The following is a 17,183-nucleotide window of genomic DNA, read 5'->3' on the forward strand; positions in this document are numbered from 1 at the left end:
TTGCTATGCCCCAAGTCTTGGAGGCAACCGATACACGGTTGTTTTTATCCCTTTATCCACCAATTCATCAGAAATCAACTCGCGAATCAGCTGCCAATTGGCTCCACCGTGACCAGTTCCTATGCGAGGCATGTGAACCGTTGCATTTAGGTCACACGCGTGCTCCTGCACCTTCTTCAAGCATTCGGATAGCGCGGCATAGCGCAACCGTTGCACGGAGGACTGGCCGATGCCGGCCTGAGCAACCATGTGTGCCACCGAGAGGTCATCGCTGACATCAGCAAAGACGACTTCACCCAGGCGCGGCGTGGAGTGCTCCCGCGCATAGTGGTCGCGGAAGGTGCTCCAAGTGTCAGGAAACCTGCGACGAAGAGACGAGGCAAAACCAGCCCCACCCCAGGCATGTGAGGTATTGGGCACCACATGCACGAGCAACTTTCTGCCTCCGCCACGCGGCTGTAACGCATCTCCATCCACTTCGTCGACAGCTCGAGGCGAATACCCTGCGGTCTCAGGTTCAATCAGCAACCCAACCACGCGTGGCTCTGCCGAACCTGGATAGGGCGCAAGCGCAACGCACTCGACCTGCAATGGATGTTGATTCACCCACTCTTCTTGACGGATGGCGGTGAAACCAATCTCTGTAGCCTCTTCGAGTACGCTACTTGCAGGCACTCTTTGCCCAACCTTAACCGGGCAGCGCCATCCACTGCTCGAGATGACGTAGTCAACCCGACGGGACCCATCGTCGTGCACAGAGGCGCAGAAAGCCGCCATAGGCTGGGCTGACAGCTTCACGAGTCTGATGATGCAAGCCTCGACGGACACGTTAAATTGCTTGCGGAGATCCATTACCTTCTGAATGGACGGCGTCTCTTTTGCCCAATCTGAGAAGCTGCCAGCAGGCATGAGCAGTTCCGCAGCACCAATGTTGCAGAGCACCTCAAGTTGCCAGTTGTCCCCTCGGGCGTAGGTGTCGTGGGTAAGTCGGTTTCTGACCTGTTCGTCGTGGTCTGGAAAGAGTGTGTGGGCAATCTCGTGAGCGATCGAGAATCGCAAGCGGCCGCGAGGGCGTGTCGGGTTGTACTGCAGCACCGACCCGTATGCCGTCGGAATCAATCGCGCATCGGGAATATCGCCGCGCGCGTCAATCTTGAGACCTCGCCGCTCTGCGAGGTTCAGTGGATCAAACGGGGGGCCGGTCCATCCCTCGTCCATAGCTGCAAGAGCAACCTCCCTGGCCGCACGCTCCATCATCTCCACAGGGTCTTGCCCTTGTGCGAATGCTAGAACGGAGGGGTTAGTCCACTTGTACGCTGTTGCCATGATTTCCATCTCTGCCCAATTGTGTCCTTTTTTTTGCGCGTCTCGTACGCCTGGCGTAGTGTCTTTCTCGCTCGCCCCAAGTACTTCCTAGCGGTGTAATGAGTCAGGACTGTACGCCTGGAGATCTCGCGGATGGGTGACTGGTCCAGACTGGACTGAATCATTCGAGCACGACGTCTGGAAGGACAGCGGCGCCCATCGTCGGGCATTCGATGGGCAGCGCGTTGCACGACATCTGTCCCTGCAAGACCAGGTGCCCGACAAGCTTTGGCCTTGGCACAGCCGAGTCGCGGGAGCCTCATGACCGCAGTACTTCGCACAGCCGCAGTTCGTGCAAGAGCGGATCGCTGTTCCCTACAGCCGCTTTCTGGCAGTCATTGAGTGCGCTTGGCCGCAACCGTCGTCGGCAACCGCTGCACGACTGGCCCGCAGCAGGTAGCCTCAGACGGGGCATTTAGTCGCCGCCTCGACTCTGCGGCAGGCATTCGGCTCTTCCTTGCTCGATTCATGACGGCGGATACCGCTTCCAAATGTCAGCGGCCTAGATCCAGGAAATCAGGCAGATAGTGGCTGCAGCGTCCATATTTTTCACAATATGAGAATTCTCGCAGCGAGAGAAAGTGCAGTGGCGCGGAAGAGAAGGATGAGTGGCTTTCCGCACTCATGCACCGCTTGCACCAGAAATAAAGCACGCCGGCCTTGAAATGGGGTGCCGTCGCCCTTATCATTAGCACTCGCTGGGGTTGAGTGCTAACAAACTTTTCCCCAAGTGATCGGCGACATCCGCCCGGCTCCACGTCGGCACCGCCGACCTGAGCCCCCTTCCCATCCGTTCCATATCCAGGAGATGCAATGAACCTTCGTCCTCTCGGCGATCGCGTGATCGTCAAGCGCATTGACAGCGAAACCAAAACCGCTTCCGGCATCGTCATCCCCGACGCAGCCGCAGAGAAGCCTGACCAGGGCGAGATCCTGGCGGTCGGTCCTGGCAAGAAAAACGACAAAGGCGAACTCGCCGCCATGAACGTCAAGGTCGGTGACCGCGTTCTGTTCGGCAAGTACAGCGGCCAGACCGTCAAGGTCGACGGCAACGAATTGCTGGTGATGAAAGAAGACGACCTGTTTGCGGTTGTTGAGAAGTAATTCTTCTCTTTTCATTTCTTTTAACTGAATTCTGGAGAAATCAACATGGCAGCAAAAGACGTCATTTTCGGCGGCGAAGCCCGCGCACGCATGGTCGAGGGTGTGAACATCCTGGCCAACGCGGTCAAGGTCACCCTGGGCCCCAAAGGCCGCAACGTGGTGCTCGAGCGCTCGTTCGGCGCCCCCACCGTGACCAAGGACGGTGTGTCCGTGGCCAAGGAAATCGAACTGAAGGACAAGCTTCAGAACATGGGCGCCCAGATGGTCAAGGAAGTCGCTTCCAAGACCTCCGACAACGCCGGTGACGGCACCACCACCGCCACCGTGCTGGCCCAGGCCATCGTGCGCGAAGGCATGAAGTACGTGGCCGCCGGCATGAACCCGATGGACCTGAAGCGCGGCATCGACAAGGCTGTGGAAGCCCTGATTGCCGAGTTGAAGAAGGCCTCCAAGGCCACCACGACCAGCAAGGAAATCGCCCAGGTCGGCTCGATTTCTGCCAACAGCGATTCCAGCATCGGCGACATCATCGCCAACGCCATGGACAAAGTGGGCAAAGAAGGCGTGATCACCGTGGAAGACGGCAAATCGCTGCAGAACGAACTCGACGTCGTCGAAGGCATGCAGTTTGACCGTGGCTACCTGTCGCCCTACTTCATCAACAACCCCGAGAAGCAGTCGGCCCTGTTGGACAACCCTTTCGTGCTGCTGTACGACAAGAAGGTCTCCAACATCCGTGACCTGCTGCCCACGCTGGAGCAGGTGGCCAAGGCGGGCCGTCCGCTGCTGATCATTGCCGAAGACGTCGAAGGCGAAGCCCTGGCGACCTTGGTGGTCAACACCATCCGCGGCATCTTGAAAGTGGTGGCTGTGAAGGCTCCTGGCTTCGGCGATCGCCGCAAAGCCATGCTGGAAGACATCGCCATCCTGACCGGCGGCAAAGTGATTGCCGAAGAAGTCGGCATGACGCTGGAAAAAGTGACCTTGGCCGACCTGGGTTCGGCCAAACGCATCGAAGTGGGCAAGGAAAACACCACCATCATCGACGGCGCCGGCGCTGCCGCTGACATCGAAGCCCGCGTGAAACAAGTGCGCGTGCAGATCGAAGAAGCCACCTCCGACTACGATCGCGAAAAACTGCAAGAGCGCGTGGCCAAGCTGGCCGGCGGTGTTGCCGTGATCAAGGTTGGCGCTGCCACCGAAGTCGAAATGAAGGAAAAGAAAGCCCGCGTCGAAGACGCCCTGCACGCCACTCGCGCTGCGGTGGAAGAAGGCATCGTGGCCGGTGGTGGCGTCGCCCTGCTGCGCGCCCGTCAGGCTGCTGGCACCATCAAGGGTGACAACGCCGACCAGGACGCCGGCATCAAGCTGGTGCTGAAAGCCATCGAAGCGCCCCTGCGCGAGATCGTGGCCAACGCCGGTGGCGAGCCGTCGGTGGTGGTCAACGCCATCCTGGCTGGCAAGGGCAACTACGGCTTCAACGCCGCCAACGACACCTACGGCGACATGATCGAAATGGGCATTCTGGACCCCACGAAAGTGACCCGCACCGCGCTGCAGAACGCCGCTTCGGTGTCCAGCCTGATGCTGACGACCGAAGCCATGGTTGCCGAGTCCCCAAAGGATGACGCGCCTGCCATGGGTGGTGGCGGCATGGGCATGGGCGACATGGGCGGCATGGGCATGTAAGCTCTCCTTGCCTGAGGGCCGATCGCCGCGTTGCATGGGCTTGCCGTAGCGTTGCTACTGTCAGCGCCCATGCGCCTTGCGCTAGGCCCTCATGCTGCGTCGTAGGTGCACCCTGGTGTGCTTGCAAACGCCCAAAAAAACCCCGCGAGTCGCCTCGCGGGGTTTTTTCTTTTCATGCTGTTCGCTCACCCAAAGCATGGGTGCTCGGGCTGGCCGGACGGCGATTTGCTGACGCGAAGCGGCTGATGAGCCGTCCGGCCAGCCCGGGCGCCCATGCGCTCCGGGCCAACGAACAAGGACTCAGCGCATCAAGGCTTCGAGCTTGATGGTGTCAGCCACAAACGCCCGGATGCCTTCAGCCAGCTTCTCAGTCGCCATCGCATCCTCGTTCAGAGCAAAGCGGAAGCTGGCTTCGTCGTGGGTCACGACAGGTATGTCCATGGCTTTTGCGGCTTCGGCATCGAGCGCGCGGCTCAAGGGCGCCTCGTTGGCGGCCAATTGGGCCAGCAGGTCGGGGCTGATGGTCAACAAATCGCAGCCGGCCAGCGCCGTGATCTGGCCCACGTTGCGAAAGCTCGCACCCATCACCTCGGTGGGAATGCCGTGCTTCTTGTAATAGTTGTAGATGGCGCGCACCGACACCACACCGGGGTCGTTGGCGCCGGCCATGGCGGCCTCGTCCCAGGTGGCGCCGGCGTTCTTCTTGTACCAGTCGTAAATGCGGCCTACGAAAGGTGAGATCAGTTGCACCTTGGCATGCCCGCAAGCCACCGCCTGGGCAAACGAAAACAGCAGCGTGAGGTTGGTGTGGATGCCGTCGCGCTCCAGCTGCGCCGCGGCCTGGATGCCTTCCCAGGTGGAGGCGACCTTGATCAGCACGCGCTCCGCAGACACACCCTCGCTCTGGTACAGCTCGATGATGCGGCGCCCACGGGTCACCGTGGCCTTGGTGTCAAAACTCAGGCGGGCGTCCACTTCGGTCGACACACGCCCCGGAATCAGCTGCAGGATTTCGCAGCCGAAACGCACCAGCAACCGGTTCGTCACCTCGTCGAGCCCCTGAGCGCCGTGCTGCGCCACGGCGTCCTTCAGCAAGTGAGCGTACTCGGGCTTTTGCACCGCCTTCAAAATCAGAGACGGGTTCGTCGTCGCGTCATGCGGGGCAAACGCGGCGATCTGCTTGAAGTCGCCGGTGTCGGCCACCACGGTGGTGAATTGTTTGAGGGCGTCGAGCTGGTTCATGGAACGGATTATCCGACAAGCTTGGTAATAAAATTTCATTCCTCGCTGTCACCAGGTACTCCCCATGCTCGACCGGATCAAAGCCTCCCTGCCCTCGCTGGCGCCCGCCGAGCAACGTGTTGCCAAGCTCGTGCTGCTGGACCCCCGCACTTTTGCCAGCCTTCCGGTGACCGAGCTCGCCGAGCGCTCCCACGTGAGCAAGCCCACTGTGGTGCGCTTCTGCCGCAGCATGGGCTACGACGGCCTGTCCGACTTCAAGCTCAAGCTCGCCGGCACCGTGAGCGAGGGCGTTCCCTTCATCCACCGCAGCGTGGACGTGGACGACAAAACGAGCGACGTGCTGGTCAAGGTGATCGACAACACGGTGGCGGCGTTCCTGAAGTACCGCAACGACGCGTCGAGCCACGCCATCGAAAAGGCGGTGGACGCGCTGGTGGCGACCTACAAGCACAAGGGCCGCATCGAGTTTTACGGCGCGGGCAACTCCGGCATCGTCGCGCAGGACGCGCAGCACAAGTTCTTCCGCCTGGGCATCAACGCCATTGCGTACAGCGACGGCCACATGCAGGTGATGAGCGCCTCACTGCTCGGCCCGGGCGACTGCGTGGTGATCGTTTCCAATTCTGGCCGCACGCGCGACCTGATGGACGCAGCCGACATCGCGCGCAAGCATGGTGCCACCGTGATCACCATCACCACCAGCGGCACACCATTGGCCCAGGCCGGCCACATCCACCTCTCGGCCGACCACCCCGAGGGCTACGACCGCTACAGCCCCATGACCTCGCGCCTGATGCACCTGATGGTGATCGACATCGTGGCCACCTGCCTGGCGTTGCGCATTGGCGGAACCAAACTGCAGCCGCTGCTCAAGGAAATGAAGAACAACCTGAAAAGCAAGCGCTACGCTTGATATCGACCACGCTCAGGGTCCGGGTTTGAACGACTTCAACTCGCTTACGGTGTCGGACCAGAGACGCCCACCGCGGAAGTCCTTGTATTCACTCTTGACCACGCGGCCGATGGCCGGGGCATACCACCGCACCTCGGTCATGCGAATGGCCCCAGCCCATGTGATGCCGTTGATCCAGCCTTCCGACTCGATCTTGAATGCATCGAATTCTCCGGCAGGTGTTTTCACGTTCTCGCGCGCCACCACCTTGAAGTCCAGATCGGCTTTTGCCTTTCCTGTGGCACTCTCCCCCACAAAGCTGGACTTCCAGGTGTCGCCAACGACCAGTGGAAATTTGAACCCCATGACGGGTGGGTCATAGCGAGTGCCACTGGCGCCTGACACCACGGTGGCCAAATCCAGGGTCACGACGGCTTCGATCTCTGGAGGAGCTCGGTGGGGTCTGATGTGGTTGCTTTTGATGTGCGTCGGGTCCACCGAAGTGACGGTGACGGTTTCGTCGAACGTGCGCTTGTCACCTCGCTGATCCACGGCGTAGATCGCCACATCGCCCACCTTCGCCACCGGCCTGACCGCCCCATCGGCCTGCCCCCATGCGTTAACGGAAACCAAAGCCACGCCCACCCACCAGAAATGCTTGTCCATGCCGCTCTCCTGTCGGTGCGCAGGGACAGCGCCAACCCAAAGCAGGCCAGGCAAGCCGTTCGCGCACAGTTGCACAGAATAGGGTGAGTCCCACGCCCGGGGACTCCCCCATCTGGGTAGGAAACGCTCAGCTCAGATCCGCCCCTCTTGCACTGCATGGCAAGCAATGCGAATGCCCCCCAGCGTCAGCAGGTTCGGTCGCTCGTTGCGGCAGCGGTCGTTCGCGTGCGGGCAGCGCGGGTTGAAGGCGCAGCCGCTGGGTGGGTTCAGCGGGTTGGGCACTTCGCCTGACACCGGCGTACGCGCCCTGCCCGTGTCGTGCATCTTCGGAATCGCATCGAGCAGCATGCGCGTGTAGGGATGGCGCGGGCTGTCGAACAGCGTGTGCTTGGGCGCGAGCTCCACCAGCCGGCCCAGGTACATCACGCCCACCTGGTCGCTCACATGGCGCACCACGGCCAGGTTGTGGCTGATGAAGAGATACGTCAGACCACGCTCGCGTTGCAGGTCCTTCATGATGTTGAGCACCTGCGCCTGCACACTCACGTCCAGCGCACTGGTGGGCTCGTCGCACACCAGAAACTCGGGTTGCGTGGCCAGTGCACGTGCGATCGAGATGCGCTGGCGCTGCCCGCCAGAAAACTGGTGCGGGTACTTCACGCGGTCCAGGGGCGACAGGCCGACCGACTTCAGCAAGTCGTCGACCCGAGCACGCAAGGCGTCCGGCTCGGTCTCGATCTCGTGTTCGCGCAGTGGCTCGGCAATGATGTCTTCCACGCGCCAGCGCGGGTTCAGGCTGGCGTATGGGTCCTGAAAAATCATCTGGATGCGGCGGCGCAGCTTGCGCCCTTCGGGTGTCTTGAACGCCGCATGCGCGTCCTGCCCGTCGAACTCGAAGCCACCGCGGGTGGGCTCGTACAGGCCCACGAGCAATCGCGCGACGGTGCTTTTCCCGCAGCCCGATTCCCCCACCAGTGCCAGCGTCTGGCCGCGCGGGATGTCGAAGGACACGCCGTCCACCGCGCGCAGCAGTTGGCGCGGCTGGCGCTCGATCACGCGATTGAGCCAAGGTGCCGAGACATCAAAGGTCTTGGCCAGGTCGGTGGCGCGCACCAGCGGTGCGCTGGTGGCGGCCTCGTTGGTGGCGGCGGACACGGCTGCGTGTGTCTGCGCGGTCTGCGACCGGGTGGCCTGGGCCTGCACGGCCCGCTCGAACATGTCGGCGCTCATGCAGGGACACCCGCAGTGGCATGCAGCCAGCAGGCGGCGCGCGTGGCGCCGGCCGCCAGCAGATCGGGTCGGTCCACATGACAGCGGTCGAACACCTTCTCGCAGCGCGGGTTGTAGGCGCATCCTGTCGGAATCGCGTTGAGACGCGGCATGGCGCCATCGATCTGGTGCAGTCGCTCGCGGTCCATGCTCATGTCTGGAATGCAGGCCATCAGACCTGCGGTGTAAGGGTGGGCGGGGTGGTTGATGACCTCGTGCACCGGTCCGATCTCGGCGATGCGTCCGGCGTACATCACGGCCACGCGGTCGCAGGTTTCGGCAATCACACCCATGTCGTGCGTGATCAGCATCACCGCCGCGCCGCGCTGTTTGCAGATCGTCTTGAGCAGCGTGATGATCTGCGCCTGGATCGACACATCGAGCGCCGTGGTGGGCTCGTCGGCCACGATGAGTTGCGGCTCGGCGGCGAGCGCCAACGCGATCACCACCCGCTGGCGCATGCCGCCACTGAACTGGTGCGGGAAGTGGTCGATGCGCTGCTCGGCCGCCGGAATGCCCGTGTCCTTGAGCAGTTCGATGGCACGCTTGCGCGCCTCGGCCTGCGTGACGGGTAGGTGGGTGGTGATGGTCTCGATGAGCTGGCGGCCCACCGAATACAGCGGATTGAGCGAGGTCAGCGGGTCCTGAAAGATCGCGCCAATCTTGCGCCCGCGCACTTTGCGCATCTCTTCGTGTGGCAGATTGTCGATGCGCTGGCCATGCAGCAGGATCTCACCCGAGGCCACGCGGCCCGGCGGTTCGAGCAGGCCGATGATGGAGGCGCCCGTGAGCGACTTGCCTGCGCCGGACTCGCCCACCACACCGAGGATTTCGCCCGGTGCGATGTCAAAGGAAATGTCGTCCAAGGCGCGCAGCGTGCCGCGGCGGCCGGGAAATTCGACGACGAGGTTCTTGACTTGTAGAAGGCTCATGTTTCAGCGCAGCCGTGGGTTCAATGCATCGCGCAGCCAGTCGCCCAGCAGGTTCACGCTGAGTGCGATCAGCACAAGCATGGCGCCAGGGAAGATGGTGATCCACCACTCGCCGGAAAACAGGTAATCGTTGCCCACGCGGATGAGCGTGCCGAGCGACGGCGACGTGGGCGGCGCGCCCACACCCAGAAAGGACAGCGTGGCCTCGGTGATGATGGCCGTGGCCACCTGGATGGTGGCCAGCACCAGCACCGGTCCCATGACGTTGGGCAACACATGGCTGCGCATGATGCGCAACGGTGCCACGCCGGTCACGCGAGCCGCCTGCACATATTCCTTGTTGCGCTCCACCAGCGTGGAGCCGCGCACGGTGCGCGCGTACTGCACCCAGCCGGTGAGTGTGATCGAGATGATGAGCACGCCGAAAGCCAGCGCCTCGTGCGCATTGGGAAACAAGGCACGACCCACACCGGCAATCAACAATGCCACCAGGATGGCGGGGAAGGACAACATCACGTCACACAAGCGCATGAGCAGGCTGTCGACCCATCCGCCCAGAAAACCGGCGGCCAGGCCAAACGACACGCCGATCACCACCGAAAGCACCACCGAAGCCAGCCCCACCGCCAGCGAGATGCGCGCACCGTACATGAGGGCCGAGAGGATGTCGCGGCCTTGGTCGTCGGTGCCCAGCAGGAAGTTGCGCGACCCCTCGGGGCTCCAGGCCGGCGGCAGGCGCGCGTTGGAGAGTTCCAAGGAGGCCAGGTCGAACGGATTGTGCGGCGCCACCCAGGGCGCGAACACCGCGCAGAAAATGCAGATGCACGCGATCACCGCCGCCACGATGGCGGTCGGTGAGGTGCGGAAGCTGTGGCCGACATCGCTGTCGAACCAGCGGTGCAGAAGAGAAGTCAACGTGAAGTCCTAAGAGTGCAACGGTGTAACGGTCCCCCGACCAGAGCCCGCAAGGATCCGGCTCCGCCGGTCCCAGCGGGCGTCCCCCCACCGGGGGGAAGACGCCGCAGGCGGCGCAGGGGGGCTTTCTACTTCACGGACATGTAGCGGAACGGCATGAAGTTGTCGGCCAGCTGGACCAAGGTCACGTTGCTTGCCACACCCCAGGCCAGCGCCTGCTGGTGCAGAGGCAGGTGGCCGATATCGTCGGAATGCATCTTGAAGGCCTGCTTGATCAAGGCGTCGCGTTTGGCCTTGTCGGTCTCCGACTGGATCTGCACAGTCAACTCGTCAATCTTGGGATTGCAGTACGCACCCAGGTTGAACTGGCCGCTGCCCTTGTCGTCCACACAACGTATCAGCGCATTCAGGGCGTTGTGCGAGTCGTAGGTGCCAGGGGTCCAGCCCAGCATGTAGAAGCTGGTGTCACGCTTGAGCACTTTGGGGAAATAGGTGCCCTTGGTCTCGGCTTGCAGGTTGATCTTGACGCCCACCCGCGCAAGGTTGGCCGCCACTGCCTGGCAAATCGATCCGTCGTTCACGTAACGGTCGTTCGGGCAGTTCATGGTCACCTCGAACCCGGCGGGATAGCCGGCCTCGGTGAGGAGCTTCTTCGCCGCGTCGGGGTCGTAAGGCAGGCGCGTGTTCATCGACTCGTCAAAGCCGTTGATGCCGGGGCCCACCAACAGCGCGGTGGGTTTGGAGGCGCCGCGCATCACGGTGCGCTGGATGCCGTTGATGTCGATCGCCTGGTAGAAAGCTTGGCGCACGCGCTTGTCCTTGAACGGGTTCTTGCCCTTGACGTTCGAGAACAGCAATTCGTCGCGCTTCTGATCCATGCCGAGAAAGATGGTGCGCAGCTCGGGGCCCTGCATCACCTTGCTCTTGCCGCTGGCGTTGATGCGCGCCACATCCTGCAGCGGCACCGGCTCGATCACGTCGACCTGGCCCGACAGCAACGCGGCCACGCGAGTGGAGTCGTTGCCGATGGGCGTGTACTCCACGTTGATCACATTGCCTTCGATCTTGCCCCAGTAGTTGCCGTTGCGCACGAAGCTGGTCTTGATGTTGGGCTGGCGCTCGCGCAGGCGAAACGGACCCGTGCCGTTGGCTCGGAACGAGGCGGCGTTCTCGATGCCCTTGCGGCGGTCCACCGGGCGCATGGCCTGGTTCTCTTCGGACCACTTCTTGTTCATGATGAACAACAGCGAGAGCACGTCGGGCAGGATGGGGAACGGTCCCTTGGTCTCGATGTCGACCGTGAAGTCATTGACCTTGCGGACCTCTTTCACGTCGTTGGTGTAGCTCTTCATGTCCGAGCCTTCGCCAGACGCGCGAGCGAAAGTGAACAACACGTCATCGGCCGTGAACGGCGCGCCGTCGTGGAATTTCACGCCTTTGCGCAACTCGAAGCGCCAGACGCTGGGCGAGGTCTGCTTCCAGCTCGTGGCCAGTGCGGGCACCAGCTTGAGGTTCCGGTCGCGCCCCACCAGTGGTTCGTACACGTTGTTCGTCACGCTGAGCTGCAGCGATTCGTTAAGCGAATGCGGGTCCATGGAGAGCGCATCTCCCTGGTTGCCGATGCGGATGGTCTGTGCGCTGGTCGAGCCCACGGCGAAGGCCGCGGACATCACCAGACCTCTGACCAGTGTCTTTTTGAACTTCATGCATCACTCCTTACGTGGTTGGAAACTGTGGAAGCCATTTGAGCAGGATTGGCGTGTGCGTCGGCCAGCGGCATGCCATGCTCAATCAGGCCGGCGTGCAGCGCGGCACCCAGAGGCAGCACCTCGTCGTTGAAGTCGTAGCGGCTGTTGTGCAAGTAGCACCCACCCATGCCGCTCTCCAGGCCTTGCCCCAGGCGGAGATAGGCACCGGGTTTCGCCTGCAGCATGAACGAGAAATCTTCGGCGCCCATGCTCGGGTCCATGTTGCGGTCCACGTGGTCATGGCCCAGCAGTTTCTGCGCCACGTCGGCCGCGAAGCGCGCCTCAGCGGCGCTGTTGATCGTGGCAGGGTAAATGCGCTCGTACTTCACATGGGCCGCAGCGCCCAGGCCCAGCGCCACGCCCGAACACACCTCTTGCAGGCGCTGCTCGATCATGTTCTGCACTTCGGCGTTGAAGGTGCGCACCGTGCCCACCAGCGTGGCCTTGCCCGGCATCACGCTGAAGGCACCCATGTCCCCGGCCTGCATGGCACAAATGCTGATCACCGCGCTGTCGATGGCGCGCACGTTGCGCGAGACGATGCTCTGCACCGCGGTGATGATGTGCGCGGAGACCAGGACCGGGTCCACCGTCTGGTAGGGATGCGCGCCATGGCCGCCCTTGCCGGTGATCTCGATGGTGATGCGGTCGGCCGACGCCATCATCGGGCCGGGGTTCACACCCACGGTGCCGGGCTTCATCTGCGGCCAGTTGTGCATGCCGTAGACCGACTGCACCGGGAAGCGCTCGAACAGCCCGTCTTCGATCATGGCCTTGGCGCCCGCAAACCCTTCTTCCCCAGGCTGGAAGATCAACACCGCCGTGCCATCGAACTGCCTGGTCTCTGCGAGGTAGCGGGCGGCCCCCACCAGCATGGTGGTGTGCCCGTCGTGCCCGCAGCCATGCATCATTCCGGGCCTGGTGGACTTCCAGGCAAAGTCGTTGTGCTCGGTCATGGGCAACGCGTCCATGTCGGCGCGCAGCCCGATCATGCGGCCGCTCTCGCGCTGCTGACCGTGAATGACAGCCACCACACCGGTCTTGCCGATGCCGGTGTGGATCTCGTCAACACCGCACACTTTGAGCGACTCCACCACTCGCTGCGCCGTGTAATGTTCTTCGAAGCCGATTTCAGGATGGGCGTGCAGATCGCGCCGCAGCGCAGTGAGATCGGGGTGGAAGGCTGCGATGTGCGCAAACGCGCGCCCATGGGCCTTGATGCGGGAAGTGAGCATGTCGTTGCAGGTTCAGTGACCGCCGGATTTTTCAACGCGCAAGCGCGGATCAACGGCGAAGTAAAGCAGATCCACGATCAAGTTGATCACCACGAATATCAAGGCGATCAGACACAGGTAGGCGGCCATCACCGGAATGTCCGCAAACGTGACCGCCTGGATGAACAGCAAGCCCATGCCCGGCCACTGAAACACCGTCTCGGTGATGATGGCAAACGCGATCAAGCCCCCGAGCTGCAGGCCCGTGATGGTCATCACCGGCACCAGGGTGTTTTTCAGCGCGTGGCCGAAATGCACGGCGCGGTCGGTGAGTCCCCGGGCGCGAGCAAACTTGATGTAGTCGGTGCGCAGCACCTCCAGCATTTCGGCGCGCACCAGCCGCATGATCAGCGTGAGCTGGAAGATCGCCAGCGTGATCGCCGGCAGTGTGATGTGCAGCCAGCCCTTGGCGGTGAGCAGGCCAGTCGACCACCAGCCAATCTGCGTCACATCACCTCGCCCAAAGCTGGGAAACCAGCCCAGGTTCACGGCAAACACCAGAATCAGCAGAATGCCGATCAGGAACGTGGGCAGCGAGACACCGAGCAGGGACACGGTCATGAACAGTTGGCTCACAAACGTGCCTCTTTTGAGCGCGGCGTAAACCCCCATCGGGATACCAACGGCCAATGCCAGCACGGCGGCCACCATGGCCAACTCCAGCGTGGCCGGGAACCGCTCGGTGATCAGGCGCGACACCTTCGCACCCTGGCGCAAACTCAAGCCGAATTCACCCTGCACTGCGTTGACAAGGAAGTGCCAGAACTGCACGAAGAAAGGCTGATCAAGACCGAGGTCGGCCCGCAGTTCGCGGATCTGATCTGCCGTGGCGTCCTGCCCCAGCAGGAACACCACCGGGTCACCCACGTACTGAAACAACATGAACGCGATCAGCGCTACGCTGATCATGACAATCACGGCTTGCGCCAGTCGCCGGAGAATGAATGCAAACATCGTGGGTACAAATGAAGAGAGGGTCGCGACCCTAGGTGAGCGACCCTCTGCAGATGGGCTGAAATCAGTTTACCTTGATCATGCGCCAATCCAGTCGGTTGTCAGCGCGGTGCACCACGTCAATGTTCTTCTTCATTGCCCAGGGAATGACCTGGTTGTGCAGTGGGATGTGCGCCACGTCTTCGTTCTGCAGGGCCAGCGCCTTGGTCAGCAGTTCGGTGCGCAGCTTCAGGTCGGTTTCCTTCTTGGTGCGCTCCACCAGCGCATCCATCTGCGGGTTGCTGTAGCGCCCCACGTTGTAGTTGCCGTCGCCGCCCGCGCCTACCGAGCGCACCAGCGACTGCAGGCTGTACAGCGCGTCAAACGTCGGCACGCCCCAGCCCAGCATGTAGATGCTGGCTTCATAGCGCTGAATCATGGGGAAGTAGGTCACCAGCGGCAGCGTGCGCAGCTTGGCTTTCACACCGATGCGCGCCCACATGGCTGTGACCGCCTGGCAGATCTGCTCGTCGTTGATGTACCGGTTGTTGGGGCAGGCGAAGTCCACCTCGAAGCCGTCCTTGTAGCCTGCATCGGCCAGCAGCTTTTGCGCCGCACCCACATCGAACGGATAGCGCTTGTGCACCGCGTCCGTCCAGCCATTGACCTGCGGCGCCACCAGCGCACCGGTGGGCTGACCCAGACCGCGCAGCGTCACGCGGGCAATGGTGTTCATGTCGATGGCCTGGTAGAGCGCCTTGCGCACGCGCTGGTCTTTCAGCGGGTTCTTGCCCTTGATGTTGCTGCCGGGCAATTCGCTGCGGAACTGGTCCATGCCGAAAAAGATGGTGCGGTTCTCGATGCCATCAATCACCTTGAGGTTTCCCTCGGCACGCACGCGCGGCAGATCCTGCGGACTGGGATCCAACACAAAATCCACCTCACCCGAAAGCAACGCGGCCATGCGCGTGGCCACGGCCTTCACCGGGGTGTAGATCACCTCGGTCACGTTGCCGTCAGCCTTGCCCCACCAGTTCGCATTGCGTGTGAGCACCAGTTTCTGGTCAGGCTGCCATTCCTTCAACACGAACGGGCCGGTGCCATTGGCATTGCGGTGGGCAAAGTTTTCCTCTTGCGTCTTGATGTCTTTGGGCGAGGTCGAGTTGTTCTTCTCGGCCCACGCCTTGCTCATCATGCGCAGCTCGGTGAGCTGGTTCAGCAGCACTGGGTTGGCATCCTTGGTGAAGATGTCGATGGTGTTGGCGTCCACCTTGACCACCTTGTCGATGCCCTGCGCGTAGATGCCGAAGTTCGATGTTTTGCTCATGGCTCGCTCGATCGAGAACACCGCGTCGTCGGCCGAGAAGGCGGAGCCATCGTGGAACTTCACGCCGGTGCGCAGATTGATGCGCAGCTGCGTGGGCGTGACTTGCTTCCAGGTCGTGGCCAGGATCGGCTCGGGCTTGAAAGTCTTGCTGTTGTAGTACACCAGCGACTCATACACCGACGCGTGAATGCCATTGGCCAGGGCGTTGTTCTGCGAGTGAATGTCCCAGGTCGGGATGTCGCTGGCGCTGGTCCATTTGAAGGTCTTCGCCTGCAGCCCGCCAACCCCCATGACAAGCGCGGCAGACAGAACAGCGAGGCGCAGATTCAATACATGTGAATTCATGAGGAAACCCCAGATTGAAAGGACTGGCTGGGACTATGCAACAAACGTTCCCGCCTCCGAACCGGGGTTACCCGAATCGAAGACGCCAACGCATCTCGGATCAACGAGCTGGTGCCACGCTCTCCAGCGTCAGCGCACCGTACCAGGCGGTGAGTGCGCTGCCGGTGTTGTCGGTGTCGGTCATGAGGGCGACCACGCGCAATGGCCCTGGCTCTTCGCCAAAGGCATGTCGGTAGTCCGCCTGCACATTGCGCACATGGTCGCGCCAGTGACCCAGCTGACTTGGGCCGCTGTCGAGCACCAGTTTGCGTATGCGATCGGTGCGAGGATTCACCACCACGGTGCCAGGAGCCTCCTTGTTGCCCCACACATAGATCAACGTGGCGTAGGGCAACTCCTCACCCGTGAGCAGGCGACTCCATTCCGAGAGCCTGTGCATCTTGGGCGTCCAGCGCGTGCGGTCGCCTTCAAACCCCAGGACGATGCCCACCGGCGAGTCAGATGCGTCGGCCTTCGCCAGATCGGCAGCCATGGGCAACGCATCCACCCGCCACGAAAACGCCAAGCGCCCCGGCGCGAGCAAGGCGGGCTCGAACCTGCGCCGCAAGATGCTCACGGAGTTGTCCGCCTTCACGCGCAACGACGGCCGCGCCAACACGTCCACCGGCTCATATGCCACGAAGCGCTTGCCCGGCAAGGCAAACGGTTGCCACGCCATTGCGCTGTGCGGAGTGATCAACAGCCGCTCTGCGGTCCGGTCCAACGCCAACTGGCGCCCTGAAGCAACCACCTCGTTGTCGCTGTCGCCCGCTTCGGGCGGCACCGTGCAAGCCACCACACCCAGGGTGAGAAAAAGCACCCCCAGCCAACGCCCGTGCATGAATGCGCGAACAAAGGTGGAGGGGCACGAAAAAGGCAGCCAAGGATGCATGTTGCAAATGAGTCAACAAGGCCCAATAAATATCCTGATATCCGGCATTTTTGTAATTGTTTTGATTTAAATTTCAAAACCGAAGCCTGCCATCAGGCTTCCGTGGCAGACCCGACATTGCAAACCAGCCGTTCGAGTCTGGCGCGTTCAAACCACTTCAAAAACGGAGGACTCATGTTCAAGAAATTTCTGGCCAGTTCGCTGGCATTGCTCGCTGCAGCCAGCTTCGCTGCAGTCGACATCAACAAAGCCACCCCGGCTGACCTCGACAGCATCAAAGGCATCGGCCCCAGCACGTCCACCAAGATCCTCGACGAACGCAAGACGTCACCATTCAAGGATTGGGGGGATCTCATTCAGAGGGTACCCGGCATTGGTGACAAACGCGCTGCCAAACTGTCCTCGGAAGGCCTGACCGTGAACGGTGAAGCATTCAAGGCGGTGGACAAGCCCGTGGCCGAGAAAAAGGCAGCAGACAAGAAGGCCGCTGCTGCCGCCAAGTGACGGAGAAGTCACGCCCATGAAAAAAGCCACCCGGCGTGCCGGGTGGC

The 17,183-nt window shown here is 62.0% G+C and carries 15 protein-coding genes; 4 read left to right on the forward strand and 11 right to left on the reverse strand.

What is annotated here, in order from left to right; all coding sequences use genetic code 11:
- Positions 1 to 3 precede the first annotated feature (3 nt).
- Positions 4 to 1,335 (reverse strand): ImmA/IrrE family metallo-endopeptidase, encoded by a 1,332-nt coding sequence (locus ASE11_RS06595; RefSeq protein ID WP_056268326.1) that lies wholly within the window; start codon positions 1,333 to 1,335, stop codon positions 4 to 6.
- An 843-nt stretch (positions 1,336 to 2,178) separates the two neighbouring features.
- Between ASE11_RS06595 and groES the strand changes: the two genes are divergently transcribed.
- Together groES and groL are read left to right on the forward strand one after the other, a co-directional pair.
- Entirely contained in the window at positions 2,179 to 2,469 is a 291-nt protein-coding gene (groES, locus tag ASE11_RS06600) for a co-chaperone GroES (protein WP_056268329.1), read from the forward strand.
- Between the two features lie 45 nt (positions 2,470 to 2,514).
- Positions 2,515 to 4,158, forward strand: a complete 1,644-nt coding sequence (gene groL / locus ASE11_RS06605; RefSeq protein WP_056268332.1) for a chaperonin GroEL — start codon at positions 2,515 to 2,517, stop codon at positions 4,156 to 4,158.
- Between the two features lie 300 nt (positions 4,159 to 4,458).
- On the opposite strand, the gene tal is transcribed toward groL, so the two are convergent.
- Positions 4,459 to 5,400: a transaldolase gene (gene tal / locus ASE11_RS06610; RefSeq protein WP_056268335.1), complete on the reverse strand. Its 942-nt coding sequence runs from the start codon at positions 5,398 to 5,400 to the stop codon at positions 4,459 to 4,461.
- A gap of 64 nt (positions 5,401 to 5,464) precedes the next feature.
- On the opposite strand from tal, the gene ASE11_RS06615 reads away from it, so the two are divergent.
- On the forward strand, positions 5,465 to 6,313 hold the full coding sequence (locus ASE11_RS06615) for a MurR/RpiR family transcriptional regulator (RefSeq protein ID WP_056268338.1): 849 nt from the start codon (positions 5,465 to 5,467) through the stop codon (positions 6,311 to 6,313).
- Between the two features lie 12 nt (positions 6,314 to 6,325).
- Here ASE11_RS06615 and ASE11_RS06620 read toward each other — a convergent pair whose 3' ends face one another.
- From ASE11_RS06620 to ASE11_RS06660, 9 genes are all read right to left on the reverse strand, one after another.
- The gene (locus ASE11_RS06620; RefSeq protein WP_056268341.1) at positions 6,326 to 6,958 is read right to left on the reverse strand and encodes a hypothetical protein; all 633 of its coding nucleotides are present in this window, start codon (positions 6,956 to 6,958) and stop codon (positions 6,326 to 6,328) included.
- Between the two features lie 132 nt (positions 6,959 to 7,090).
- Positions 7,091 to 8,113: an ABC transporter ATP-binding protein gene (locus ASE11_RS06625; protein WP_056268770.1), complete on the reverse strand. Its 1,023-nt coding sequence runs from the start codon at positions 8,111 to 8,113 to the stop codon at positions 7,091 to 7,093.
- A gap of 71 nt (positions 8,114 to 8,184) precedes the next feature.
- On the reverse strand, positions 8,185 to 9,159 hold the full coding sequence (locus tag ASE11_RS06630; RefSeq protein ID WP_056268345.1) for an ABC transporter ATP-binding protein: 975 nt from the start codon (positions 9,157 to 9,159) through the stop codon (positions 8,185 to 8,187).
- A 3-nt stretch (positions 9,160 to 9,162) separates the two neighbouring features.
- A complete protein-coding gene (locus ASE11_RS06635; RefSeq protein ID WP_056268348.1) occupies positions 9,163 to 10,074 on the reverse strand; it encodes an ABC transporter permease in 912 nt (303 codons plus the stop codon).
- A gap of 128 nt (positions 10,075 to 10,202) precedes the next feature.
- Positions 10,203 to 11,780 carry an ABC transporter substrate-binding protein gene (locus ASE11_RS06640; protein WP_056268352.1) on the reverse strand — a complete coding sequence of 526 codons (1,578 nt, stop codon included), beginning with the start codon at positions 11,778 to 11,780 and terminating at the stop codon, positions 10,203 to 10,205.
- Positions 11,777 to 13,057: a M20 aminoacylase family protein gene (locus ASE11_RS06645; RefSeq protein ID WP_056268355.1), complete on the reverse strand. Its 1,281-nt coding sequence runs from the start codon at positions 13,055 to 13,057 to the stop codon at positions 11,777 to 11,779. Before ASE11_RS06645 ends, ASE11_RS06640 begins: the two co-directional genes overlap by 4 nt.
- Before the next feature lie 12 nt (positions 13,058 to 13,069).
- Positions 13,070 to 14,050, reverse strand: coding sequence for an ABC transporter permease (locus tag ASE11_RS06650; protein ID WP_056268357.1), 981 nt, complete (start codon positions 14,048 to 14,050; stop codon positions 13,070 to 13,072).
- Between the two features lie 64 nt (positions 14,051 to 14,114).
- The gene (locus ASE11_RS06655) at positions 14,115 to 15,701 is read right to left on the reverse strand and encodes an ABC transporter substrate-binding protein (RefSeq protein WP_056268360.1); all 1,587 of its coding nucleotides are present in this window, start codon (positions 15,699 to 15,701) and stop codon (positions 14,115 to 14,117) included.
- A gap of 100 nt (positions 15,702 to 15,801) precedes the next feature.
- Entirely contained in the window at positions 15,802 to 16,581 is a 780-nt protein-coding gene (locus ASE11_RS06660) for a DUF3047 domain-containing protein (protein WP_162258028.1), read from the reverse strand.
- 45 nt (positions 16,582 to 16,626) lie between these two features.
- On the opposite strand from ASE11_RS06660, the gene ASE11_RS26470 reads away from it, so the two are divergent.
- Positions 16,627 to 17,136 carry a ComEA family DNA-binding protein gene (locus tag ASE11_RS26470; RefSeq protein WP_235501213.1) on the forward strand — a complete coding sequence of 170 codons (510 nt, stop codon included), beginning with the start codon at positions 16,627 to 16,629 and terminating at the stop codon, positions 17,134 to 17,136.
- The last annotated feature ends 47 nt before the right edge of the window (positions 17,137 to 17,183 follow it).

It is taken from the genome of Hydrogenophaga sp. Root209 (assembly GCF_001428625.1).
Taxonomy (GTDB): domain Bacteria; phylum Pseudomonadota; class Gammaproteobacteria; order Burkholderiales; family Burkholderiaceae_C; genus Hydrogenophaga.